At 73.6% G+C, this 23,153-nt stretch carries 19 protein-coding genes; 7 read left to right on the top strand and 12 right to left on the bottom strand.

Features of this window, described 5'->3' with window-relative positions; genetic code table 11:
* Positions 1 to 3: 3 nt before the first annotated feature.
* The 4 genes from ACFW6B_RS00650 to ACFW6B_RS00635 form a co-directional block, all read right to left on the bottom strand.
* Positions 4 to 945, bottom strand: coding sequence for a carbohydrate ABC transporter permease (locus tag ACFW6B_RS00650; protein ID WP_386591078.1), 942 nt, complete (start codon positions 943 to 945; stop codon positions 4 to 6).
* 283 nt (positions 946 to 1,228) lie between these two features.
* Positions 1,229 to 2,566: an ABC transporter substrate-binding protein gene (locus ACFW6B_RS00645; RefSeq protein WP_386591077.1), complete on the bottom strand. Its 1,338-nt coding sequence runs from the start codon at positions 2,564 to 2,566 to the stop codon at positions 1,229 to 1,231.
* 80 nt (positions 2,567 to 2,646) lie between these two features.
* On the bottom strand, positions 2,647 to 3,858 hold the full coding sequence (locus ACFW6B_RS00640; protein ID WP_386591076.1) for an ROK family transcriptional regulator: 1,212 nt from the start codon (positions 3,856 to 3,858) through the stop codon (positions 2,647 to 2,649).
* Between the two features lie 281 nt (positions 3,859 to 4,139).
* On the bottom strand, positions 4,140 to 5,234 hold the full coding sequence (locus tag ACFW6B_RS00635) for a mechanosensitive ion channel family protein (protein WP_386591075.1): 1,095 nt from the start codon (positions 5,232 to 5,234) through the stop codon (positions 4,140 to 4,142).
* 274 nt (positions 5,235 to 5,508) lie between these two features.
* Between ACFW6B_RS00635 and ACFW6B_RS00630 the strand changes: the two genes are divergently transcribed.
* The gene (locus tag ACFW6B_RS00630; RefSeq protein WP_037618871.1) at positions 5,509 to 6,045 is read left to right on the top strand and encodes an HNH endonuclease; all 537 of its coding nucleotides are present in this window, start codon (positions 5,509 to 5,511) and stop codon (positions 6,043 to 6,045) included.
* A 50-nt stretch (positions 6,046 to 6,095) separates the two neighbouring features.
* Here ACFW6B_RS00630 and ACFW6B_RS00625 read toward each other — a convergent pair whose 3' ends face one another.
* The 6 genes from ACFW6B_RS00625 to ACFW6B_RS00600 form a co-directional block, all read right to left on the bottom strand.
* Positions 6,096 to 6,749, bottom strand: coding sequence for a hypothetical protein (locus ACFW6B_RS00625; protein ID WP_386591074.1), 654 nt, complete (start codon positions 6,747 to 6,749; stop codon positions 6,096 to 6,098).
* Complete coding sequence (locus ACFW6B_RS00620) at positions 6,746 to 8,275, bottom strand: hypothetical protein (protein WP_386591073.1); 1,530 nt, start codon at positions 8,273 to 8,275, stop codon at positions 6,746 to 6,748. The genes ACFW6B_RS00625 and ACFW6B_RS00620 overlap by 4 nt, the downstream gene beginning before the upstream one ends.
* Entirely contained in the window at positions 8,272 to 9,030 is a 759-nt protein-coding gene (locus tag ACFW6B_RS00615; protein WP_386591371.1) for an ABC transporter ATP-binding protein, read from the bottom strand. The genes ACFW6B_RS00620 and ACFW6B_RS00615 overlap by 4 nt, the downstream gene beginning before the upstream one ends.
* Before the next feature lie 98 nt (positions 9,031 to 9,128).
* A complete protein-coding gene (locus ACFW6B_RS00610; RefSeq protein ID WP_386591072.1) occupies positions 9,129 to 10,082 on the bottom strand; it encodes a zf-HC2 domain-containing protein in 954 nt (317 codons plus the stop codon).
* Positions 10,079 to 10,699: an RNA polymerase sigma factor gene (locus tag ACFW6B_RS00605; RefSeq protein WP_386591071.1), complete on the bottom strand. Its 621-nt coding sequence runs from the start codon at positions 10,697 to 10,699 to the stop codon at positions 10,079 to 10,081. The genes ACFW6B_RS00610 and ACFW6B_RS00605 overlap by 4 nt, the downstream gene beginning before the upstream one ends.
* Positions 10,700 to 10,732: 33 nt before the next feature.
* On the bottom strand, positions 10,733 to 13,939 hold the full coding sequence (locus ACFW6B_RS00600) for a beta-N-acetylglucosaminidase domain-containing protein (protein ID WP_386591370.1): 3,207 nt from the start codon (positions 13,937 to 13,939) through the stop codon (positions 10,733 to 10,735).
* A gap of 344 nt (positions 13,940 to 14,283) precedes the next feature.
* On the opposite strand from ACFW6B_RS00600, the gene ACFW6B_RS00595 reads away from it, so the two are divergent.
* Genes ACFW6B_RS00595 through ACFW6B_RS00585 form a run of 3 tightly spaced genes read left to right on the top strand, consistent with a single transcriptional unit; the run spans position 14,284 to position 17,011 of the window.
* On the top strand, positions 14,284 to 14,553 hold the full coding sequence (locus tag ACFW6B_RS00595; RefSeq protein ID WP_386591070.1) for a hypothetical protein: 270 nt from the start codon (positions 14,284 to 14,286) through the stop codon (positions 14,551 to 14,553).
* On the top strand, positions 14,553 to 16,709 hold the full coding sequence (gene malQ, locus ACFW6B_RS00590) for a 4-alpha-glucanotransferase (protein ID WP_386591069.1): 2,157 nt from the start codon (positions 14,553 to 14,555) through the stop codon (positions 16,707 to 16,709). The genes ACFW6B_RS00595 and malQ overlap by 1 nt, the downstream gene beginning before the upstream one ends.
* A 56-nt stretch (positions 16,710 to 16,765) precedes the next feature.
* Complete coding sequence (locus tag ACFW6B_RS00585; RefSeq protein WP_386591068.1) at positions 16,766 to 17,011, top strand: hypothetical protein; 246 nt, start codon at positions 16,766 to 16,768, stop codon at positions 17,009 to 17,011.
* A gap of 99 nt (positions 17,012 to 17,110) precedes the next feature.
* Here the strand turns inward: ACFW6B_RS00585 and ACFW6B_RS00580 are convergent, their stop codons facing one another.
* On the bottom strand, positions 17,111 to 17,587 hold the full coding sequence (locus ACFW6B_RS00580; RefSeq protein ID WP_386591067.1) for a DUF1203 domain-containing protein: 477 nt from the start codon (positions 17,585 to 17,587) through the stop codon (positions 17,111 to 17,113).
* Between the two features lie 112 nt (positions 17,588 to 17,699).
* Here ACFW6B_RS00580 and pepN point away from each other — a divergent pair, with 112 nt between their 5' ends.
* A complete protein-coding gene (pepN, locus tag ACFW6B_RS00575) occupies positions 17,700 to 20,279 on the top strand; it encodes an aminopeptidase N (protein ID WP_386591066.1) in 2,580 nt (859 codons plus the stop codon).
* Between the two features lie 95 nt (positions 20,280 to 20,374).
* Here pepN and ACFW6B_RS00570 read toward each other — a convergent pair whose 3' ends face one another.
* Positions 20,375 to 21,394, bottom strand: a complete 1,020-nt coding sequence (locus ACFW6B_RS00570; RefSeq protein ID WP_386591065.1) for an aspartate-semialdehyde dehydrogenase — start codon at positions 21,392 to 21,394, stop codon at positions 20,375 to 20,377.
* A gap of 304 nt (positions 21,395 to 21,698) precedes the next feature.
* On the opposite strand from ACFW6B_RS00570, the gene ACFW6B_RS00565 reads away from it, so the two are divergent.
* Together ACFW6B_RS00565 and ACFW6B_RS00560 are read left to right on the top strand one after the other, a co-directional pair.
* Positions 21,699 to 22,226 carry a sigma-70 family RNA polymerase sigma factor gene (locus tag ACFW6B_RS00565; RefSeq protein ID WP_386591064.1) on the top strand — a complete coding sequence of 176 codons (528 nt, stop codon included), beginning with the start codon at positions 21,699 to 21,701 and terminating at the stop codon, positions 22,224 to 22,226.
* Between the two features lies 1 nt (position 22,227).
* A complete protein-coding gene (locus ACFW6B_RS00560) occupies positions 22,228 to 23,007 on the top strand; it encodes a hypothetical protein (protein WP_386591063.1) in 780 nt (259 codons plus the stop codon).
* The last annotated feature ends 146 nt before the right edge of the window (positions 23,008 to 23,153 follow it).

The following is a 23,153-nucleotide window of genomic DNA, read 5'->3' as shown; positions in this document are numbered from 1 at the left end:
CGGTCAGTCACCTGCCTGGATGAGACCGCCCCGGCGCCGCATGAGGAACGCGGTGAACACCATGGACAGGGCGAACAGCACCAGCGCGACCGCACAGGCGGAGCCGTAGTCGAAGCGCTGGAAGCCGAGGTTGTAGACGAGCTGGGGCAGGGTGAGCGTCGACTTGTCGGGGTAGCCGGGCTCGAACTGCGTGCCGGAGCCCTGGATGACGCCCGAGGCGACCTTCCCGGCGATCAGCGGCTGCGTGTAGTACTGCATGGTCTGGATGACCCCGGTGACCACGGCGAACATCACGATGGGCGAGATGTTCGGCAGCGTGACGTACCAGAAGCGCTGCCGGGCCGAGGCGCCGTCCAGCTCGGCGGCCTCGTACTGCTCGGTGGGCACGTCGAGCAGCGCGGCCATGAAGATGACCATGAGGTCGCCGATGCCCCACAGGGCCAGCAGGGTCAGGGCGGGCTTGGACCAGGCGGGGTCGTTGAACCAGCCGGGGGCCGTGACGCCCGCCTTCTCCAGGATCGAGTCGACCGGTCCCGTACCGGGGTTGAGGAGGAAGGCGAAGGCCATGGTGGCGGCCACCGGCGGTGCGAGGTAGGGCAGGTAGAAGAGGGTGCGGAAGACACCCGTGCCGGTCCTGATCTTGGTGATCAGCAGTCCGACGCCGAGCCCGAACACCACCCGCAGGGTCACCATGACGAGGACCAGCCACAGGGTGTTGCGCAGCGCGGGCCAGAACAGCGGGTAGTTCTCGAAGACGTAGGTCCAGTTCTTCGTCCCGCTCCACGTCGGCGGCCTGAAGCCGTCGTAGTGCATGAAGGAGAAGTAGACGGTCGAGACCAGCGGATAGGCGAAGAAGACCGCGAAGCCGATCAGCCAGGGCGACATGAAGGCGAGGGTCACCAGCGCCGAGCGCCGGCGTTTCGAGGCGAGCGTGACGGTACTCATCGGGGCGTGACTGTCGAGCATCTGCCCAGTGCTCCACTCCTCAGGATGAAAGTGAAGGGCATCCTGTCTATGGCGGCCGGGAGAGCCGCATCAGCATGGTTAGAGTTGCCTCGTTGGGCAATGGAGTTGTCCGACCTACCGCCGGACGGGCGGGAAGTCAGGCCTGCGGAGGCCACGTAAGACCGACCCTCACCGGTCGGCGGAGGCCCGTGAAACAGGAACCCGCGGTGGTACTGCGGAGCAGTACGGACCGGAATCACCTGCCCTCGGGCAGGTGAGGGCGTCACTTCGCCTGCGCGATGTCCGTGTCGATCTGTTTGGCGGTGGCTTCCAGCCCCGCCTTCAGGTCCTTCGCCTTGCCGCTCTCGTAGTCGTACCCGAACTGCTGGATCGTCACGAGGTAGGTACCTCCGTTGACGGACGGCGGGGTCGTCGTCGAGTCCGGGTTCGAGGCGATGTCCAGGAACGTCTTGAAGCGCGGGTCGTACTTCAGCTTCGGCGACTTGAGGGCGGCGAGCGTCGAGGGCACGTTGTGGATGTCGTTGGCGAAGCCGACCACCGCGTCCGTGTCCGTGGTCATGTACTTCACCAGTTCCCAGGCCGCGTTCTGCTTCCTGCTCGTGGACGCGATGCCCGCGATCGTGCCGGTGATGTAGCCCTTGCCGTACTGGTCGGCCCGGTCGTCGGGCACGGGCAGCGGAGCGACGCCGATCTCGAAGCCGGGCTCGGCCTCCTCGGCCATGCCGAGTCGCCATTCGCCGTCGAGCTGCATGGCCACCTGGCCGGTGTGGAAGGGGTGCTTGGGGCCCCACTCGTCACCGAGCCCGGAGCGGAAGGTCTCCAGCTTCCGGAAGCCGCCGAGTCCGTCGACCAGCTTCTTCTGGAGGGTGAACCCGGCCGCGAAGGCGGGGTCCTCGGCGATGTTCGACTTGCCGCTGCTGTCGAAGTACGTCGGCGAGAACTGCCCGAAGTAGTGCTCGGTGGTGGACTCCCAGCCGTGGTAGTTCGGCATGAAGCCCAGCTGGGAGTACGAGTCGCCCTTGGCGATCGTGAGCTTCTTCGCGTCCTTCTCGAACTCCGACCACGTCTTCGGCGGGGAGGCGATCCCGGCCTTCTCGAACGCGTCCTTGTTGTAGTAGAGCCCGTAGGCGTCGCCGAGGAGCGGCACCGTGCAGCGGTTGCCCTCGAACTGGGTGTACTCGTTCATCGCCTTCGGGAACGTGGTCTCCGGGTCGATGTGCGCCTTCTCGAACAAGGGGTTCAGGTCGACGAAGGCGCCGGACGAGCAGAACTTGCCCACGTTGTTGGTGGTGAAGGACGAGACCACGTCGGGGGCCTTGGCGCCGCCCGCGCGCAGCGCCTGGTTGATCTTGTCGTCGGTCATGTTGCCGACGATGTTCACGTGAATGTTCGGGTGCGTCTTCTCGAAGCCCGCGACCAGTGACTTCACGGCCTTGACCTCGTTCGGCGCGCTCCAGCCGTGCCAGAAGCTGATCGTCTGTTCCTTGGACGCGTCGTCGCCCCCGCCGCCGCCGGACTGGCCGGTACAGGCGGTGGCGAGGAGGACCGTCGAGGCGGAGGCGGCGAGCGCGACGGCCGCCTTTCGGGATATTCCGGGCATGGCGAGATCTCCCTGCGAAGGACGTGGCGGGACGGGGGAGTTGCGGGACGGTGCGAGTGGAGCGGCGGAGCGGGACGGACTCAGCGGGAGGTGTCGAAGACCTCGTCGCGGGTGGCCGCGAGGGCGCTCTCCAGCGCGCCGCGCAGCACGGGGTGTTCGGTGACGTCGCCCACGACGAGGCGCGGCCGGGACGGGGCCAGTTCCTCCAGTTCGGCCTGGACCAGGGCGCGCAGCGGTTCGCCGCCCGCGGTGAGCGAGGTTCCGCTGAGGACGACGAGCTCGGGGTCGAGCACGGAGACGAGCGAGGCCAGACCGGTGGCGAGCGCGGTCGCGTACCTCTCCAGGAGCTGCCGGTAGGGGCCCGCGTCGACGGCGGCGGCCCGTTCGACGAGGGTGGCCGCGACCTCGGTGTACGGGCCCGTGGGCACGTCCTGGACGCCGAGTTCGCGGGCCAGCCGGGGGATGGCCTGGGAGCCGGCCAGCTCCTGGTAGCCGCCGCTGTTGGCGCGGGTCACCTGGCGCACCAGGGGCGCGCCGGGCACGGGCAGGAAGCCGACCTCGCCCGCGCCGCCGGTCCAGCCGCGGTGCAGCCGGCCGCCGAGGACGAGGGCCGCGCCGAGGCCGTCCTCGTTCCACAGCAGGACGAAGTCCTCGTGTCCCCGGGCGGCGCCGAGGCGCTGCTCGGCGACGGCGGCGAGGTTGACGTCGTTCTCGTACTCGACGGGCATGGGCAGGGCCGCGGCCAGTTCGTCGAGGAGCGCGGGGGAGTGCCAGCCGGGCAGGTGGGAGGCGTAGCGCAGCCGGCCGGTGTTGGGGTCGAAGGCGCCGGGGGTCGCGATGACCAGCCGGCGGACGTCGTCCCGGGCGAGCCCGGCGGCCTTCACCGCGCCGTCGAGGGCGTCGGTGACCTGGCGCACGACGGGGCGGGAGGGGCGGCGGCCGGGGGTGGGCAGTTCGTACGTGCCGATCGTGCGGCCGGTGACGTCGGCGACGGCGGCGAGGACGCGCTCGGGGGTGACGTCCAGTCCCGCCGCGTACGCGGCACCGGGGTTGACCTCGTAGAGCTGGGCACTGGGGCCCGGCCGCCCCTCGCTGGTGCCGGTGGCCAGGACGAGGCCGGCGGCCTCCAGCCGGGCGAGGAGCTGCGAGGCGGTGGGCTTGGACAGCCCGGTGAGCTTCCCGATCCGGGTCCGGGAGAGCGGGCCGTGCGCGAGCAGCAGATCGAGGGCGGCGCGGTCGTTCATCGCGCGCAGGACGCGCGGGGTGCCCGGCGTGCCGGCGGTTCCTGCCATGTCTGTCGCCACCTGCCCTCTCGGCCGGCCAGCTTTCCAGGGGTGCCTTCGGGAAGTCCACCCGAGACCACTGTTAGGAAAGTTTCCTATTGCTGGTGCGAGGAAAGTAGGCCGGAGGGGGTGCGGGAGTCAAGGGCAACCGCCGGCCGGGTCGGCCGGGGCGCGTACGCGGAAAGGGCCCGTACGCGGAAAGGTGCGCGTACGCGGAAGGGGGCGCGCACGCGGAAGGGGGCGGCCCCCGGAACATCCGGGTGCCGCCCCCTTCGCCCGCCGCGGCGGTCCTACTTCGGCATGCTCGACGGAGCCGGGATGGGCGCGGTCGCCACCGACTGCGGGGACTCCGTGTTGGCGAAGACCGAGGGTGCCGCCACCGCGGCCGCCGGGTCGAGGGGCTCCTCCTCCGCGGGCGCGGTGGGGCCGCCCACGATGCGGATCTGCGCCGCGTCGAAGGCGCGCTTGATGCGCCAGCGGAGCTCGCGTTCCACGGAGAGGGCCTTGCCGGGCATCGTCTTGGCCGAGACGCGGACCACCATGGAGTCGAGGAGGACGCTGTCCAGGCCCAGGATCTCGATCGGGCCCCACAGACGCTCGCTCCAGGGCTCCTCCTTGCTGATGGCCTCGGCGACCTCGCCGATGACGGTCCGGACGTGGTCCAGGTCCTCCGAGGAGCGGACCGTGACGTCCACACCGGCCGTCGCCCAGCCCTGGGAGAGGTTCCCGATGCGCTTGACCTCACCGTTGCGGATGTACCAGATCTCGCCGTTGTCCCCGCGCAGCTTGGTCACGCGCAGCCCCACCTCGATCACCTCGCCGGAGGCCACGCCCGCGTCGATCACGTCGCCGACGCCGTACTGGTCCTCCAGGATCATGAAGACGCCGGAGAGGAAGTCGGTGACCAGGTTGCGGGCGCCGAAACCGATCGCGACACCGGCCACACCCGCGGAGGCGAGCAGCGGGGCCAGATTGATCTCGAACGTGCTGAGGATCATCAGCGCGGCCGTGCCCATGATCAGGAAGGAGGCGACCGAGCGCAGGACCGAGCCGATGGCCTGGGAGCGCTGGCGGCGGCGCTCCGCGTTCACCAGCAGACCGCCGAGAGCCGTGCCGTCGACGGCCTGGGCGGTACGGCCCATCCGGTCGATGAGCTTGGTGATCGCCCGGCGCACGAACACCCTCAGTACGGTGGCGATCACCAGCACCAGCAGTACGCGCAGACCTATGGCCAGCCAGGTCGACCAGTTCTCCTCGACCCAGCTCGCCGCGTGGGTCGCACTCTCCTGGGCGTCCTGGAACGTGGGGGTCACCGGACCGGTCGTCGAGGGCGACGGCGAGGGTGCCGGACCGGCGGCCAGGGCCGATAGGAAGGGCAGGGACACAGCAGGTACCTCCAGGCGTAGCTGTCTGCCCGCGGCGGGGGACACAGGAGGGGGTGCCGACCGGGCAGAACCACCACACTAACGGGGCATTGTGTGTGGATCGTTGTCATCTTCAGGGGAGAGACCGTGCTCACCTGGGGATGTAGGGGATGTGGTCGAAAACACTCCCAGCCCGTTACCGGGACATGGTGGCGCCGTCACCAGGCATGAGGGGAGACTGACTGCAGATCGTCCCGGCGCGAGCCACGCGCCGCCGGCGTACAAGGAGGCATCCGTGCCGCATGTCCTGGTCCTCAACGCGTCGTACGAGCCGCTCGGCGTCGTACCGCTCCACCGCGCGCTCGTCCTCGTCCTCGAGAACAAGGCTGTCTGCCTCGAGGAATCCGGCGCCTTCATGCACAGCGCGACCGTTACTGTCCCCGCACCCAGCGTGGTCCGGCTGAAGAGGTTCGTACGGGTTCCCTACCGGGGGCCCGTCCCGCTGACCAGGCGAGCCCTGTTCGCCCGCGACGGCGGCCGGTGCATGTACTGCGGTGGCGTCGCAACCAGCGTCGACCACGTCATACCGCGCTCCCGCGGAGGTCAGCACGCCTGGGACAACGTGGTGGCGTCCTGCCGCCGCTGCAACCACACCAAGGCCGACCGCCACCTGGTCGAGATCGGCTGGCGCCTGCGCCACAAACCCGCCCCGCCGACGGGGCTCGCGTGGCGCATCATCGGAACCGGGCACAGGGACCCGCGCTGGATGCCCTACCTGCAACCGTACGGCGCGGACGACGCCATGGCCCGGATCGACGGCATATCAGCCTGACGATCCGGGCCTTCGCGTTGGTCCGTGGGCCCGGCCCGTGCGACCCCGTGTCAGACGCGAGGTCCTTCGGGGCGGGCCCCACGGGCTGCGCAGAGCGCCGTGCCGGCCACGAAGAGTGCCAGGCCGACGGCCCAGGCGCCGTGCTGCGGACCCGGCTGCACGATCCAGCCCACGACTGTCGCGTTGTTCACACGGGAAGAGGTGCCCGAGAGGTACATGGCGCTGAAGTACAGCGTCGTCGGCATCCAGCTGAGCCTGGCGCCGACCAGCACCGCCCAGCCGGCCGTGATGCCGATGGCCCCCAGTGTGTTGCGGACCATCGCCGCCGCGCCGAACTCCTGCGCGTGCCCGGGCACGGCGAGGGCCAGCAGCGCGGCCGAGAGGGCGCTGAGGAACAGCAGGTGGGCCAGGCGCCGGGGCCACCAGCGGCGCACGGCGGTGTCGTCCAGCTCACGGGTGTACGTGTGAAGACTCACGCCGATCGCCATCGATGCCAGCAGCGGGGCGAGCGCGATCAGCGGCACCCTGCGTTCGGGGTCGAGGTAGGCGTCCGGGCGGCTCGCCATCCACACCGTGAACAGCGCGGCGCCGGCCAGGGCCGCGAGGGTCGTCGGGACGCCCCGCGAGCGGGAGTACAGGGCGAGGGAGCGGAACCGGTGTCCGGGGGCGGACCACGTCGGGAGGGACGTCCGTCGGGCGTTCACAGGGACGGCACCTCGCTCGGCTTCGGGGCGCACTCGGCGGCCGTCGCGAAGTAGCGGCCGAGCCAGGAACGGCGTTCGTCGTCGTTCATCGCGGTGAGGTGCTCGTACGCCTGGTCCTCCGCCCGGAGCCTCGTGAGTTCCTTCGTGTCCCCATCCTGCCGGGCCTGCTTCACGAAGTACTCGTGATTCGACGCGGACCGGGGATCCGGGGCCAGCCAGCGCAGTACGGCCTCGTCGACGGCCGTGATCCGGCCCGTGGTCGGCGCCCCGCTGCAGTCCGGGCGGACCAGCATGTGGGCCGCCTCCCACGCGTACCGCTCCGGATCGGTCACCTCGCCGCGGACGACGCTCCAGCCGATGGGGCTGAGGATCGGCAGCTGTGCCTCGTTCCGTCGCGGTTCCCGCCACAGGTCCTCGTAGCGGACCGGCAGGTTCTGCACGCCCTCCAGGCGGCCGGTGAGGCCGGACAGGGCGCGGGTCACCTCCGGGAGCATGCCCGGATAGGTGGCGTTGACGCAGATGTCCGGGGTGGTCGAGGTGTCGCACACCTGGCGGTGGGAGAGCGGGTTGTCGCGCAGCAGGCCGTCGCCCGTCTGGACGAGGAGGACGGCGGCGCCGACGGCGGCCGCGAGCGGCAGCAGCGCGGTGGCACGGCGGTACGCGGTGAGGGCCAGGACCGCGGCGGCGGCGAGCCCGGCCGCCCACAGGGTCGACACCAGCGGGTACCACCAGACGGCGAGGTCGTTGTCACCGAGGACGTGGGCCATGCAGAGCGCGAGGTGGTGGATGTCGGACGACCGGGTGCCGAGGGCGCCGACGACGACGTACCCGCCGATCGCGAGCAGTGGGGCGGTCAGCCGGAAGGGGACGGCCCGCCCGGCCGTGTGACCGAGGACCGTGCAGGCGGCGAGTGTGAGGGCGTTCCCGGCGAACACGGTGTAGGCGGGTCCGCCGGCCGACGCGTACGGCGCGCAGGCCGCCAGTGTCCCGGCCACCACCAGCAGGTGGGCCGCGGTCAGCCAGCAGGCGAGCGGCAGGGCGGCCGCCAGGAGCTGGACGAGCGGTGTACGCGCGGTGGAGGAGCGCAGCTCCGCCGTCCGGCGTCTGCGTTCCCTGCCGCCCTGCCAGGAGCCCGCGGCGAGCGCGAACGGGACACCGATCATCGCGGCGACGGTGCTCAGCAGTGCCGTCGTCGCCCCCCAGCTCCCCTGCCACTGGTCCGCCTTGGCGGTCATCGCCCAGGCGAGGGCGAGCAGCAGCCCGGCGGCCGCCCAGGGGGCGAAGCCGCGCAGCCACTCGGCGCGCAGGGGGTGCGGCCCGGAACGGCGTGCGCGGGCGCGGCCGTCACCCGGGCCGACGTCGCGGCCGGTACCGTTCTCGTGGCCGGTGTCGGGTCCGGAGCCGCTTCCGTGGCTCGTGCCGGTGCCGGTGCCGGTGCCGGTGCCGGTGCCGGTGCCGGTGTCTGTGGCGGTTCGGGCGGGGGTGTGTGCCGGGCCGTCTCCGTCCGGCTGGACGCGGATGTTCACCGGCCCGCCCCCGTCGCCGCGCGGTGGCCGCGCAGGGCCGCCGTGTAACCGCGTTCGATGGCGTTGCCGTCGTGTTCGTGGCCGTTCGCGCCGAGTGCGGCGAGCGCGGCGGGCGTGCCCCGGTAGGCGACCCGCCCCGCTTCGAGCAGCGTCACCTCCGTGCAGGCCGCGGCCACGTCCTCGACGAGGTGGGTGGAGACGATCACGGTGGCGGTGCGGCCCAGTTCCCGCAGCAGCGCGCGGAACTCCACGCGCTGTTCCGGGTCGAGGCCCGCGGTGGGCTCGTCGAGGAGCAGCAGCCGCGGGTCGTTCACGATGGCCTGCGCGATGCCCACGCGCCGGACCATGCCGCCCGACAGGGTCTTGACCTTGGCGTCGATGCGGTCGGCGAGGCCGACCCGGGTCACGGCCCGCTCGACCGCCGCGTCGGCCCCTGCCCCCGGCAGTTCCTTCAGCCAGGCCACGTAGGCGACGAACTCCCGCACCGTGAAGCCCGGGTAGTACCCGAAGTCCTGGGGGAGGTAGCCCAGTTCCCGGCGGACCGCGGCGCGTTCCCGGTGGCCGCGGAGGTCGCTCCCGAGCAGCTCGACCCGGCCCGCCGTGGGCTCCGCGACCGTCGCGAGGACACGGACGAGGGAGGTCTTGCCCGCGCCGTTGGGCCCGAGCAGCCCGTGGACGCCGAGCCCGAAGTCGAGGTCGACACCGTCCAGGGCGGTGGTCCTGCGGTGCCGGACCGTCAGCCCGGAGACCCGCACGGCGGTGTCCCCCGAGCCGTTCCGGTCGTGCCCCGCCGGGGCGGCCGAGCGGTGCCCGGCACCGCCGACGGGCGCTGCGGCGGTCGTGTCGTGCCTGTTCACATCGTCTCCAGACGGTCGTACGCGGTGCGGCGCGCGGCGAGGAGCAGGGCGCACAGCACGGTCGCCGCCGCCCAGCAGCCCTGGGAGGAGGCGCCGGTGAAGTAGAGGGAGAGCTGCTCGGTGAGACCGGCCGTCAGACCGGTGCCGGTGGAGAGCAGGAGGGGGGCCGAGACGGCGAGCAGCCATCCGCCGCCGACCACCGCCGTCGCGGTACGGCAGCCCAGCCAGCCCGAGAGGACGAGCGAGGCCAGGGTCAGGGCCAGCCCCGGCAGCAGCCAGCCGGCCGCCGCGGGTCCCGCGGGCAGCCGCGGGCCCGAGGAGGGCATGAGCAGCCCCGCCGCCGTCAGCGAGGGCGCGCTGACCGCCAGCACGGCGGCCGTTCGCGCCAGCAGGAGGCGCAGCCCGCCGGAGGGGGACGACGCGGCGATCTCGTGGAGCGGATCGGCGTGCCGTCCGTAGGAGAGGGCGACCCCGGCCACCGGGACGACGGGGGCGAGGGCCAGCAGCAGGGGTCGTGCGCCCGCCCCTCCACCCCCGTACGCGAGGGCGACGGCGCCCAGGGCGACGAGCAGCACGGCCCCGGTCCAGGCCCCGCGCACGGCGGGTCCCGCGGCCCAGAGGATCCGGGTGAGCCGCCCGCCGGAGGCCCGCGGGGCCCGCGGGGCCGCCGGGGCGCGGTCCGGCACGGACGCGGCCGGGGGAGCCGTGCGGACCCGGGCGGCGGGCACGGCCGCGGTGGCCGGTGCCGCTTCGAGCACCGCCGCCAGGACCGCGTCGCGGACCTCGGCCAGTACCGGCCCCGCCGCGCCCGCCCGCGCCGCGTGCGAGACGCGCGCGGCGCACGGCCCGCAGCGCTCCAGGTGCTTCTCCAGGGACCAGGCGTCCGTCTCCGCGAGGGAGCCGTCCGCGTAGCGGGTGACGAGGTCGTCGGGGGCGTGCCAACCGGTCATGCCGGGCCTCCCAGCGGGGACGGGGCCAGGGCCGGACGCGCGCCGGAGCCCTGGGGCGGGTTCAACTGGGCCAGGGCCTTGCGGAGTTCGGCACGGGCGCGCAGGGCGCGGGTCTTGACCGTGCCCTCGGGTATGCCGAGCAGGCGGGCGGCCTCGCGCGTGGTCAGCCCGTCGACGACCGTCGCCCTCAGCACCTCGCGCAGTTCGGGGGAGATGCGGTCCAGGGCCGTGCCCACGTCGCCGTACTCCAGCTCCGCCAGTACGCGCTCCTCGGCGGACGGAGCGGGCTGCGGCACCGTGTACTGCACGCGCTCCGCCCGCTCCTGGACCCGTCGCGCGTCCACCAGACGCCGTGCGGCGATCGTCCACAGCCAGCCGCCGGCCTCCTTGCCCCGGTGGCCGCCCGCCGACCGCCACACCGTCACGAAGGTGTCCTGCAGCACCTCGCGCACGGTCTCGGGGTCGGCGCAGCGCCGGGTCAGCCGCGCGTGCAGCCAGCCGGCGTGCCGGTCGTACAGCGCGGCCATCGCCGCGGAATCCCCGTCGGAGACGGCCCGCAGCAGCGCCGCGTCCGAATCGTCCTCCCGGTGGCCCCCTCTGGGGCGGAACAGTCTCACACCCCGTCTATCGACGGCTCCGGGCCCGCCGGTTCACGGCGCGGAGGATTCCTGTCCGTCGGCTCCTTGGGCCGCCTCCGCGACCGCGTACGCCTCCGCCGACCACAGCGAGTATCCGTACGCCGTCGCCCGCCGCATCCCCTGGACGCGTACGTGGCGGACGCCGCTCTCGTCGAAGCGGAGGGACTCCCGGCCGCCGCGGCCGTCGGTCACGGTCGTCGCGGTGCGCCACACGCGTCCGTCGGCGGAGACCTGGACCCGGTACGCGGACGGGTGCGCGTCCTGCCAGGTCAGCACGAGCCGGCCGAGGCGCACCGGCTCGGCGAACTCCACCTGCCACCAGGCGCCGTCGTCCACGGGGGAGGACCAACGGGTCGCCGGGTCACCGTCGTTGGCCGCCGAGGCCGGGAAGTCGGGGGTCTCGTCGGCGGACGAGGAGGCCGTGCCGGTGCGGGCGAGGTCGGGTCCGGCGGTGCGCGGGAAGGCGCGGACGGTCAGCGTCCGGGTCTGCGTGCCGAAGGCGACCGTCACCTCGTACGTGCCCGACGGCGTTCCCGGCGGGACCGTGACCTCCACGACGCTGTCGACGACCGCGCCCCGCGCCAGGTTCGGCGCGGGCCGCGAGACCTTGACCCGGATGCCCTCGGGCGCCCGCGCGGTCAGCTCACCGCTGACGCCGATGGGACGCAGTGACGTCAGCCGGGCCGTGATCCGCTCCGTGCCGCCGATCTCCACGTCCTTCGTGGAACGGGTCAGCTCCAGCGCCGCGGCGGGGGTGTCGGCGAACCACGGCACGAGGTGGCGGACCTGCGAGCGCTCGGGTCCGACGACCCGCAGCGCGTCCACGCGCACGCCCGTCACGCCGATCTCCGCCGCGCCGATCTCCGTCGCACCGCCCGCGCTGAGGGCGCCGAGGCGGCGCCAGCCCTCGCCCAGGACGTGCGCCTCGACGAAGCCCGTCACCCCGGGGTCGGTGAGCACGCTCACGTCGGTGAGGAAGCGGGGGCGCGGGAGCCGGACGACACGGCCGTCCCGCTCGCCGCCGTCGCCCGGCGCGGCGTCCCCGCCGTCCGCGCGGCCGTCCCGGCCACCCGGCTCCGCCGTGGCTCCCCCGCCGGTCCCCGTACCGCCGTCCCCCGCGGCTCCGGGACCCTTCGGGGCGTCGGAGGACTCGTTGCCGAGGCCCGCCCACTGCTCGTACGCCGTACGGGCCCGCGTCAGGAACGGGTCGAGCACGCCCGTGCCGACCTTCACCTCGCTCGCCGCGAGTTCGCCGCGCAGCCGGTTCAGCGCGCGGTACGCCGTCCACGCCGCCGTCGCGTCACCGGCCGACTGGGCGTCGAGGAGCGCGACGGCCGTCTCGCCGGCCTCGCCGTAGCGCGCCAGCTGCTCGGTCCAGGGCTTCACCTCGGTGGCGATCGGGCGCCCCGCCAGCCGCTGCGGCGTCTCGCGCATCACCGTGAACGCCGCGCGCAGCCGCTGTCCCGCACGCTCGCCCGCGGCCCGGTCCGCGGTCGTCCGCGCCTGCCAGAACGCCTCCATGAGCGGGCGCAGATACGCCGACTCCTCGCCGCCGAGGACGGAGGACGCCTCGTTGCCGGCCAGCGCGCGCAGCGCGTCCGCGCCCCGGGCGTCCTTGCCGGCGAGGTCCTCGATCGCGGCCTCCCAGGACTCCTGGGGCCGGTAGTCCCGGGGGTTCCACGCGTAGTCGGCCGTCGTGAACAGCGGGATGCGGGACGCCTCCGCCTGGGGCATGGCGTTGGCGAGCAGGGCCGCCGAGCCCGCGGCCACCGCCGGGTCGCGCCCCTGGTAGGGGCCGAGGAACACGCGGTCCTGCGCGTAGTCGTTGACCGGGTAGTTGTCCATGGTGACGAGCGGATGGCTGCCGAACGCCGCCCGGGTGCGCGCCAGTTCGCCGCCGGTAATGGTCTTCGGCACGACGCCGACGCCCGTCCAGGCGACCTCGACGCCCTTGTCCAGGGCGCCCGTCAGCTTCCGGCGGTAGTCGGTCGGACCGTCCTCGTAGTACTCCGTCGGCATCAGCGACAGCGCGGCCACGTCCGGGTGGCGGGCGGCCAGGTGCCGGGCCACGGCGTTCGCCACCCGCGCCTGCGCCTTCGCCGCCGCCGCAGGGCCGGAGCCGAACGCGTCCGCGTCCTCCTCGCAGTGCCACTCGGAGTAACTGACGTCCTGGAACTGGAGCTGGAAGGACCGGAACCCGAGCGCCCACATGGCGTCGAGCTTGCGCGTCAGCGCCTTCACGTCGGCGTCCGAGGAGAAGCACATCGCCTGCCCGGGGGCCACGGCCCAGGTCAGCGTGACGTGATTGCGGCGCGCCCGCTCCGCGAGGTCCCGGAAGCGGGCGCGTTCCCCGGCCGGGTACGGCTCGCGCCAGCGCGCCTGCCGGAAGAGGTCGTCGCCGGGCGCGTACACATAGCGGTTCTGCTTGGTCCTACCCATGAAGTCGAGCTGGGCGAGGCGCTGTTCGGGGGTCCACGGGCTGCCGTAGAACCCCTCGGTGACGCCCCGCGCGGCGGTGCCGGGCCAGTCCCGGACGACCACGCCGGCGATCCTTCGGCCGTCGCCGAGGAGCCGGCCCAGGGTCTGCACGGCGTGGAACAGGCCGTCCTCGCCGACCCCCGCGAGCGCGACCGTGTCCCGGCCGTCGACACGGCCGACGGCCAGCCGGTAGCCGCCGGAGGGGAGGTCGGTGCGGGGCGCGGCGCCGAGCGCCGTGAGCACCCGCTCCAGGGAGCCCGGCGCGACGGGCGGGACGCCGAAGGGACCCGCGCCCCGCCGGCCGGTGTCCGCCGGCTCCGACCCCAGGCGCACCACCAGGGCGTGCGCCGGGAGCGCGTCACCGTCGCGCGCCGTCGTGATCGTGCGCGCGCCGGCCTGTCGCAGCAGTGCGCGCAGCGCTTCGAGCGCGTACGGGTCGAGATCGCCGTCCGGGGCGTACGCGTCGACGCTCACGCCCGGCGCGTGCGGAGTCAGGGGAGCGCCCGGGGAGTACGTGCCGGCAGCGGGGCCGGAGCGCGCGCCGGACGCCTCCGGGGCGGGGGTGACCAGGACGACCTGGTCCGTGACCGTGACCGCGGAGCCGTTCGCGCGCAGCGACTGCGGGCGGGGCCAGACGGCGGGCACCGCGCTCCCGGATTCCCCGCGGTCGTCCGCGGAGGCCGCCGGTCCGTGCGGCGCGGCGACAGCCGCGGGGGCTGTGGCGAACGCGCTCGCGACCACGGCGAACGCGAGTACGGCCGCCCCTCTTCCACGCCCGAGTCGCACGGTTCCCCCTCGTGGCCCGCCGTCCCGGCTGCGGCCTAGGTGTGCCGCCGAGCCCACCATTCGGGTGGCGAAGGTGTCAACGAGAGTGGCCGAAGTGCCCGTATTGCCCCAGCCTGGAGGGGCGGCCCGGACCCGCGGGACGGCGACGGAATGTGACCAGGAGCACGTTGTCCCTCCGCGGGCGTCTGGTGTCGCGCCCACGGGGTAGGGCTGCGGTGACCGCCCTGGGTATCCCTTTCCGGCACGAACCACCGGAATGCCCCCGGCCGCCGTACCCGACCCCGACAAGGAGGCCCCCCGTGGCCGCACCGGCACACCTTCTCCCGACGGTCCCGTCCGAACGCGCGGCGGAGCCGGCCCTCCCCGGCCCCCGCGCGGGGCGGGCCTCCGACGGACCCGGGGGCGCCCACCCGTGCCCGCTCGGCTTGGAGGGCACCTGCTCCACGGCGCCGCTGACCAGCGAACCCCCGCTGCCCGACGCCGAACCGCTCACCAGTGAGCCACCGCTCGCGGACGCCGCGCACCTGACGAGCGAACCCACCTCGGCCGGCGCCGCGTCGGGGGCCTGATGGCACCCACCGGGCCCGCCGACCCGCCGCGTACGGCATCGGAGCCGGCACCGCGGACACCCCTGTCCGAGCTCGCCGAACTGCACGGCGTCGCTCACGCCTACAGCCCGTCCCCCGGCCGCACGGTCACCGCCCCGGACACCGCGCTCGTCGCGGTCCTGGCGGCGCTCGGCGTCGACGCGAGCACCCCGGAGGCCGTCCGTGCCGCCCTCGCGCGGCACGAGGCCGAGACGGCGGGGCGGCTGCTGCCGCCGACCCTGGTGTGCTGGGGCGGAGTCCTCCCCGCCGAGGTCGCCGCCCTGCCGGACGGCACCCGACTGGGCGTCACCACCGAACAGGGTGAGTCCCGCGACCGTGCCGACGGCCTCCCGCCCGGCGTCCACACGCTCCACGCCACCGCCCCCGACGGCCGCACCGCCGACGCCCACCTCGTCGTCGCCCCCACCCGGCTGCCCGCGCCCTCCGGACGCGTCCACGGCCTGCTCGTCCAGCTCTACTCCCTGCTCTCCCGCCGCTCCTGGGGCATGGGCGACCTCGGCGACCTCGCCGAGCTGACCGCCTGGGCGGGACGGGCGCTGGGCGCCGGATTCGTCCAGGTCAACCCGCTGCACGCGGCCGTACCGGGCGACCCCACCGACCCCTCCCCGTACCGCCCCTCCTCCCGCCGCTTCCCCGACCCGGTGCACCTGCGCGTCGAGGACGTCCCCGAGTACCCCTACGCCGAGGACCAGGACCGGCTGCGCACGCTGGCGGAGCGCGCGGGACGGCTGCGCGACGCCGTGCTGCGCAAGGGCGCGCTGATCGACCGCGACGCCGTGTGGGACCTCAAGCGCGAGGCGCTCGCGATGGTGCGCGCGGTGCCGCTCGGGCCCGGACGGCAGGCCGCGTACGCCGACTTCCTCGCCGAGGAGGGCCGGGCGCTGGAGGACCACGCCACCTGGTGCGCGCTCGCCGAGGTGCACGGCTCCGACTGGCGGAACTGGCCCGTCGCCCTGCGCGACCCCCGCTCGTCCGCGACCGCCCGCGCCCGCGCCGAACTGATGGACCGGGTCGACTTCCACAGCCGGCTCGCCTGGCTCACCGAGGCCCAGCTCGCGCGCGCCCAGCGCTCCGCGCGCGACGCGGGCATGGCCGTCGGGCTCGTGCACGACCTCGCCGTCGGCGTCCACCCCGACGGAGCCGACGCCTGGGCCCAGCAGGAGTACTTCGCGGCGGGCATGTCCGTCGGCGCGCCCCCGGACGCCTTCAACGCGCGCGGCCAGGACTGGGGCCTGCCGCCCTGGCGGCCCGACCGGCTCGCCGCCTCGGGATACGCCCCCTACCGCCGGCTGCTGCGCGCGCTCCTGCGCAACGCCGGCGCCCTGCGCATCGACCACGTCATGGGCCTGTTCCGGCTCTGGTGGATCCCCGCCGGCCGGCCGCCCACCGAGGGCGCCTACGTACGCCACGACGCCGAGGCGATGCTCGCGATCCTGGTCCTGGAAGCCTCACGGGCCGGAGCGCTGGTCATCGGCGAGGACCTCGGCACGGTCGAACCCGGGGTGCGCGAGAAGCTCCGGGAACGCGGGGTGCTGGGCACCTCGGTGCTGTGGTTCGAACGCGACTGGGAGGGGGACGGTCTGCCCCTGCCGCCCGACGCCTGGCGCGCCGACTGCCTGGCCACCGCCACCACCCACGACCTGCCGCCCACCGCGGCCCGGTTCACCGGCGAGCACGTCGAACTCCGCGACCGGCTCGGCCTGCTGGCCGGTTCCCTCGACGCGGAACGGGCGGCCGCCGCCGCGGACGTCCGGGAGTGGCTGGCGCTGCTCTCCCGGCTCGGACTGCTGCGCGGCCCGAGCGGGGGCGCCCCCGCCTCGGTGGAGGAGGCCGAGATCCAGGCCGTCCACCGCTTCCTGCTGCGCACCCCGGCCCGGATGATCGGGATCTGGCTCCCGGACGCCGTCGGCGACCGACGCCCGCAGAACCTCCCGGGCACCTGGGACGAGTACCCCAACTGGCGTCTGCCCGTCGCCGACGCCGAGGGCCGCCCGGTGACCCTGGAGGAACTGGCGGCCTCGCCGCGGCTGCACGCCCTGATCGACGTGGTGCGGGCGAAGGACGGACGGGCGGGCGGGCCGGGGAGCCGTCCGGACCCGCCGCGCGGTGCCCCGTGACCTCCGTACGGCACCCCGGGCGCGCGGCCCCGCCGGGTGTTCGCTACGTTGGCACCGTGGACAAGAAGAACGCCCTGCGCGCCGGTGCCCTGGCGGCCGGCACGACGCTGATGATGCTGCTCATGTCGTCCCCCGCGCTCGCGGTGACCCGCGACGACGGCGACGACCCCGGCTCCGGCCTGAGCGTGATCGAGACGCTCGGCCTCTACGTCGTGCTGCCGATCGCGCTGTTCGCGGGCATCACCGCCCTGGTGATGGTCCTGGACAAGTCCCACAAGCAGCCGAAGCCGAAGCAGGGCTGAGACCCGCTCGCCCCGCACCGACTCTTCGCCGAGGGAGTCCACGCACCCACCGGTGCGCGGACTCCCTCGGCACGTTCCGGGTGTCCCGGTCCCGGCGCCTCAGCCCCGCCGCACCTCGTACAGGAAGCAGCCGTACTCCACCGCCCGTACGTGCAGCAGCGCCACCTCCGGGTCCGCGAACGCCTCCGCGAAGGCGTCGCCGAACGCGTCCGGCGCCTCGACCAGCCGTCCGCCCAGGATGCGCCCGCGGGCCGAGTAGCGGCGGACCACGCGACGGGCGTTCGTGAACGGGAGGGCGTCCGTGGCCGGGCCCGCGCACTCCTCCGCGTGGACGAAGACCGGGCCCGTCTCGTCGTACGGGCCCGGCTCGGCCCCCGTCTCCCGCGCCCAGCGGCGCAACGGGGCGTAGGAGACCAGGGCGACGCGCTCGCCCGGCTCGCTGCGGCGCAGACAGCAGCGCAGCGGGGACCCGCCCTCCCCGTCGGTCAGCGGCACGGGCCGGCGGCCCGCGTCGTCGGTGTCGCGGAGCTCCTTCAGAACGGCCCCGCCGACGGGCCGTGCGGTGTACGTCGTCATGCCCCCAGGTTCACGCTCCTGACGGCCCGCCACCGGCGGTAAACGGACATCGCGTTCCGTGCGGGTCCCGTGGAAGGATGGCGCAACCCACACATAACGAGGAGATGACCGCGTGCCTGGCACAAACCTGACCCGCGAAGAGGCGCAGCAGCGGGCGAAGCTGCTCACCGTTGACTCGTACGAGGTCGAACTCGACCTCTCCGGCGCGCAGGAGGGCGGCACCTACCGGTCCGTGACCACGGTGCGCTTCGACTCCGCCGAGACCGGCGCGGACTCCTTCATCGACCTGGTCGCCCCCACCGTCCACGAAGTCACCCTCAACGGCGACCCGCTCGACGCGGCCGAGGTCTTCCAGGACTCGCGGATCGCGCTGCCCGGCCTCCTGGCGGGGCGCAACGTCCTCCGCGTCGTCGCCGACTGCGCCTACACCAACACCGGTGAGGGCCTGCACCGCTTCGTCGACCCCGTCGACCAGCAGGCGTACCTCTACACCCAGTTCGAGGTGCCGGACGCGCGCCGTGTCTTCGCCTCCTTCGAGCAGCCCGACCTCAAGGCCACCTTCCAGTTCACGGTGAAGGCACCGACCGGCTGGACGGTCATCTCCAACTCGCCGACCCCGGAGCCCAAGGACGACGTCTGGGTCTTCGAGCCGACGCCGCGGATCTCCACGTACATCACCGCGCTGATCGTCGGCCCGTACCACTCCGTGCACAGCGTGTACGAGAAGGACGGCCAGTCCGTGCCGCTCGGCATCTACTGCCGCCCCTCGCTCGCCGAGTTCCTCGACTCGGACGCGATCTTCGAGGTCACCCGGCAGGGCTTCGAGTGGTTCCAGGAGAAGTTCGACTACGCGTACCCGTTCGAGAAGTACGACCAGCTCTTCGTGCCCGAGTTCAACGCGGGCGCCATGGAGAACGCGGGCGCGGTCACCATCCGCGACCAGTACGTCTTCCGCTCCAAGGTCACCGACGCCGCCTACGAGCTGCGCGCCGAGACGATCCTGCACGAGCTGGCCCACATGTGGTTCGGCGACCTCGTGACCATGGAGTGGTGGAACGACCTGTGGCTGAACGAGTCGTTCGCCACCTACACCTCCATCGCCTGTCAGGCCTACCACCCCGACAGCCGGTGGCCGCACTCCTGGACCACCTTCGCCAACTCCATGAAGACGTGGGCGTACCGGCAGGACCAGCTGCCCTCCACCCACCCGATCATGGCCGAGATCCGCGACCTCGACGACGTGCTCGTCAACTTCGACGGCATCACGTACGCCAAGGGCGCCTCCGTCCTCAAGCAGCTCGTCGCCTACGTCGGCATGGACGAGTTCTTCCGCGGCGTCCAGGCCTACTTCAAGGCCCACGCCTTCGGGAACACGCGCCTGTCCGACCTGCTCGGCGCCCTGGAGGAGACCTCCGGACGCGACCTCGGCACCTGGTCGCAGAAGTGGCTCCAGACCGCCGGGATCAACGTCCTGCGCCCGGAGATCGAGACCGGCGCCGACGGCGTCATCACCTCCTTCGCCATCCGCCAGGAGGCCCCGGCCCTGCCCGCCGGCGCCCAGGGCGAGCCGACCCTGCGCCCGCACCGCATCGCGGTCGGCCTCTACGACCTCGACGCCGACAGCGGCAAGCTCGTGCGCGGCGAGCGCCTGGAGCTGGACGTGGACGGCGAGCTGACCGCCGTGCCGCAGCTCTCCGGCAAGCGCCGCCCCGCCGTCGTCCTGCTCAACGACGACGACCTGTCGTACGCCAAGGTCCGCCTCGACGAGGACTCCCTCGCGTTCGTCACCGAGCACCTCGGCGACTTCGAGTCCTCCCTGCCGCGCGCCCTGTGCTGGGCCTCCGCCTGGGACATGACCCGCGACGCCGAACTCGCCGCCCGCGACTACCTGGCGCTGGTGCTGTCCGGCATCGGCAAGGAGTCCGACATCGGTGTCGTGCAGTCGCTGCACCGGCAGGTGAAGCTCGCCATCGAGCTGTACGCCGACCCGGCCGCCCGCGAGGCGCTGCTGACCCGCTGGACGGACGCCACGCTCGCGCACCTGCGCGCGGCCGAGGCCGGCTCCGACCACCAGCTCGCCTGGGCGCGCGCCTTCGCGGCGACCGCGCGCACGCCGGAGCAGCTCGACCTCCTGGAGGCGCTGCTCGAGGACCGCGAGACCATCGAGGGCCTCGCCGTCGACACCGAGCTGCGCTGGGCGTTCGTGCAGCGGCTCGCGGCCGTCGGACGCTTCGACGAGGCGGAGATCGCCGCCGAGTACGAGCGGGACAAGACCGCTGCCGGTGAGCGGCACGCGGCCACCGCCCGCGCCGCCCGCCCCACCGCGGAGGCGAAGGCGGAGGCGTGGGCCTCGGTCGTCGAGTCCGACAAGCTCCCGAACGCCCTGCAGGAGGCGGTCATCGGCGGCTTCGTGCAGACCGACCAGCGTGAGCTGCTCGCCCCGTACACGGACAAGTACTTCTCCGTGGTCAAGGAGATCTGGGACGCCCGCTCGCACGAGATCGCGCAGCAGATCGCGACCGGCCTCTACCCGGGCATCCACATCGCGAAGGAGACCCTCGACAAGACGGACGCGTGGCTGGCCTCGGCCGAGCCCAACGCCGCCCTGCGGCGCCTCGTCTCGGAGTCCCGCTCGGGCGTCGAGCGGGCCCTGAAGGCGCAGGCGGCCGACGCGGCGGCGGCGACCGCCTAGGCACGCCCGGGCGGCGAGCGCCCAGGCACGCGAAACCCCGAGGGGGCGGGCACCGGCCGGTGCCCGCCCCCTCGGGCGTGTGGTGGAACCGGGTGTCAGCCCTCGTTGAGTTCGGCCGCCACCAGCTCCGCGATCTGGACCGCGTTCAGCGCGGCGCCCTTGCGGAGGTTGTCGTTGGAGATGAACAGCGCGAGACCGTGCTCGACGGTCTCGTCCCGCCGGATGCGCCCGACGTACGAGGCGTCCTTGCCGGCGGCCTGGAGCGGGGTCGGGATGTCGGAGAGGACGACACCCGGGGCGCCCGCGAGCAGCTCGGTGGCGCGCTCGACGGAGACCGGGCGCTCGAAGCGGGCGTTCACCTGGAGGGAGTGGCCGGAGAACACCGGGACGCGGACGCAGGTGCCGGAGACCTTGAGGGCGGGGATCTCCAGGATCTTGCGGGACTCGTTGCGCAGCTTCTGCTCCTCGTCCGTCTCGTTCAGACCGTCGTTGACGATCGAACCCGCGAGGGGGAGCACGTTGAAGGCGATGGGCCGCTTGTAGACCTGGGGCTCGGGGAAGTCGACCGCCTCGCCGTCGTGGGTCAGCCGGTCGGCCTCGCCGACGACCTTCAGCGCCTGGCCGTGCAGCTCCGCCACACCGGCGACGCCGGAGCCGGACACCGCCTGGTAGGTGGTGGCGACCAGGGCCTGGAGGCCCGCCTCCTCGTGCAGCGGCTTCAGGACCGGCATCGCGGCCATCGTCGTGCAGTTCGGGTTGGCGATGATGCCCTTGGGGCGGTCCGCGATCGCGTGCGGGTTCACCTCGGAGACGACGAGCGGTACCTCGGGGTCCTTGCGCCAGGCGGAGGAGTTGTCGATCACGACGGCGCCCTGGGAGGCGACCTTCTCGGCCAGCGCCTTGGAGGTGGCCCCGCCCGCGGAGAACAGCACGATGTCCAGGCCCGAGTAGTCCGCCGTGGAAGCGTCCTCCACCGTGACCCCGTCGACGACCGTCCCGGCCGAACGGGCCGAGGCGAACAGACGCAGTTCCGTGACCGGGAAGTCCCGCTCGACGAGGATCTTGCGCATGGCTGTGCCGACCATACCGGTGGCTCCGACGATTCCGACCCTCACGGCGACTCCCTTGACGTGCGTTCTACGTGGTCCAGCGCTTCCATCATGCGTCTCACCAGGGTCCGCCTGTCCAATCCTTTCGGCACGCCGCTCACAGCGTGGGACGCGGACGTCCGTGCCGCGGGACCCGATCCTGCGGCGGCCGGGCGCCCGGGTACGAAGAAATCGCCCGGCGCCGCGGGGCGACCGCAATCCGTACGGCGCGGCCCGGCCACGGCTTCGGGCCGGTGTGACGTACGACTCGGACCGGGCCGAACGTTTTGGCCCGCACCGGCGTCGTAGAGGGGACGCGGGGAGGGGAGGGGTGGCTGTGCTGCGCAGAAAGCCACGTCGGGCACCGGGGGCGGACGATCCCCTGGACACGACGCAGGAACGCCGGGTGCGGGCGGTGCTCGCGCTCGGCGGCGTGCCGCAGGCGGACCTGCCGGACGGGGTACAGCAGGTCCGGCTGCGGCTGCTGGAGCGGGCCGCCAAGGGAGACGAGGCGCCGCGCGACGTGTCCGCCTGGGCCGCGGTCGTCGCCTCGAACCTGGCGATGGACTGGCACCGGGCCAAGCGCCGACAGGAGCGGCTGGGCGAGCGGCTGGCCTCGCTGCGCCAGTGGGAGCAGCCCTCCGACGAGGAGTCCAGTGTGCTCTCGCTGGCCGTCGCCCAGGGCCTGGACGAACTGCCCGACGCGCAGCGCCAGGTCCTCGTCCTGCGGTTCTACGCCGACCTGCCGGTGCGGGACATCGCCGAGGAGCTCGGCGTACCCGAGGGCACGGTCAAGAGCAGGCTGCACACGGCGGTCCGCGCGATGCGCGCCCGCCTGCACGAGGACGAGGTGGTGTGACGTGGCCGAGTACGAAGGTCTGGACCCGCTGCTGGCCGTGATCACGGACGCCGAACTGCCCGAGGGCGCTCGTGACGACGTCGTGTTCATGGCCGAGCACCGGGCGGCCGCGGCGGACGTGGACGTGCTCAGGGAGCAGCTGATCGTGATCGGGGACGCGCTGGCGGGCTCCGGCCGGACGGACGGGGCGGTCCGGGGGGCCCGGAAGCCCGGGAGGTACCGGCGGGACCGGGCGCCGGGGCCGTCCGGGGGCAAACGGCCGGGGGGTGCCCCGAGGAAGCGCTTCCGGCCTTCGGGCACCCTCGTCGCGGGCACGCTGGTGGCGGCCGCCATGGCCTCGCTGGTGGTGGGGGTCGGCTGGCTGGCCGCGCACGGCGGGCAGGACGGGGTGAACGCGGCGAAGGCCCAGAACTCCTCCGACGCCAAGGCGGACAGCGGCAGCACGGGCAAGCTCAGCGCGCCCGGCTACGTCGCCTGCTCACGGCTCCTCGTGGAGGGCACGGTCACGAAGGTGACCGCGGTCCCCGGCACCACGCGGGACCGGATCACCCTCGACGTCTACCACTACTACAAGCCGGCCAAGGGGGAGAAGACGGTCACCTTCCTGATGGACCAGGACGTCGACCCGCGGCTGCACCGGGGCGACGAGGTCCTGGTCGGCATCCAGCGACACGCCTCGACGCCCGACATCTGGAGCACCGGGGAGGAGCAGATCGCCCGCGACCGGTCCTGGATCGTCAAGGCGCTGCCCGAGTCCCGGGGGATGGGGTGCGAGCAGTGACACCGGGCGGGTGCGGGGCCGCCCGGTGAAGGCCGGTCCGCGAAGGGGCGGTCCGCGCGAGGCCGGTGCGCGGAAGCGGGCCGGCCGGGCGGGGGTGACGCGAGAAGGGCGGGCGTCCGTTCCCGGACGCCCGCCCCGTGTCCCGG

It is taken from the genome of Streptomyces sp. NPDC058751, assembly GCF_042746485.1.
Classification (GTDB): domain Bacteria; phylum Actinomycetota; class Actinomycetes; order Streptomycetales; family Streptomycetaceae; genus Streptomyces.
This window is presented reverse-complemented; position numbering and strand designations above follow the sequence as displayed.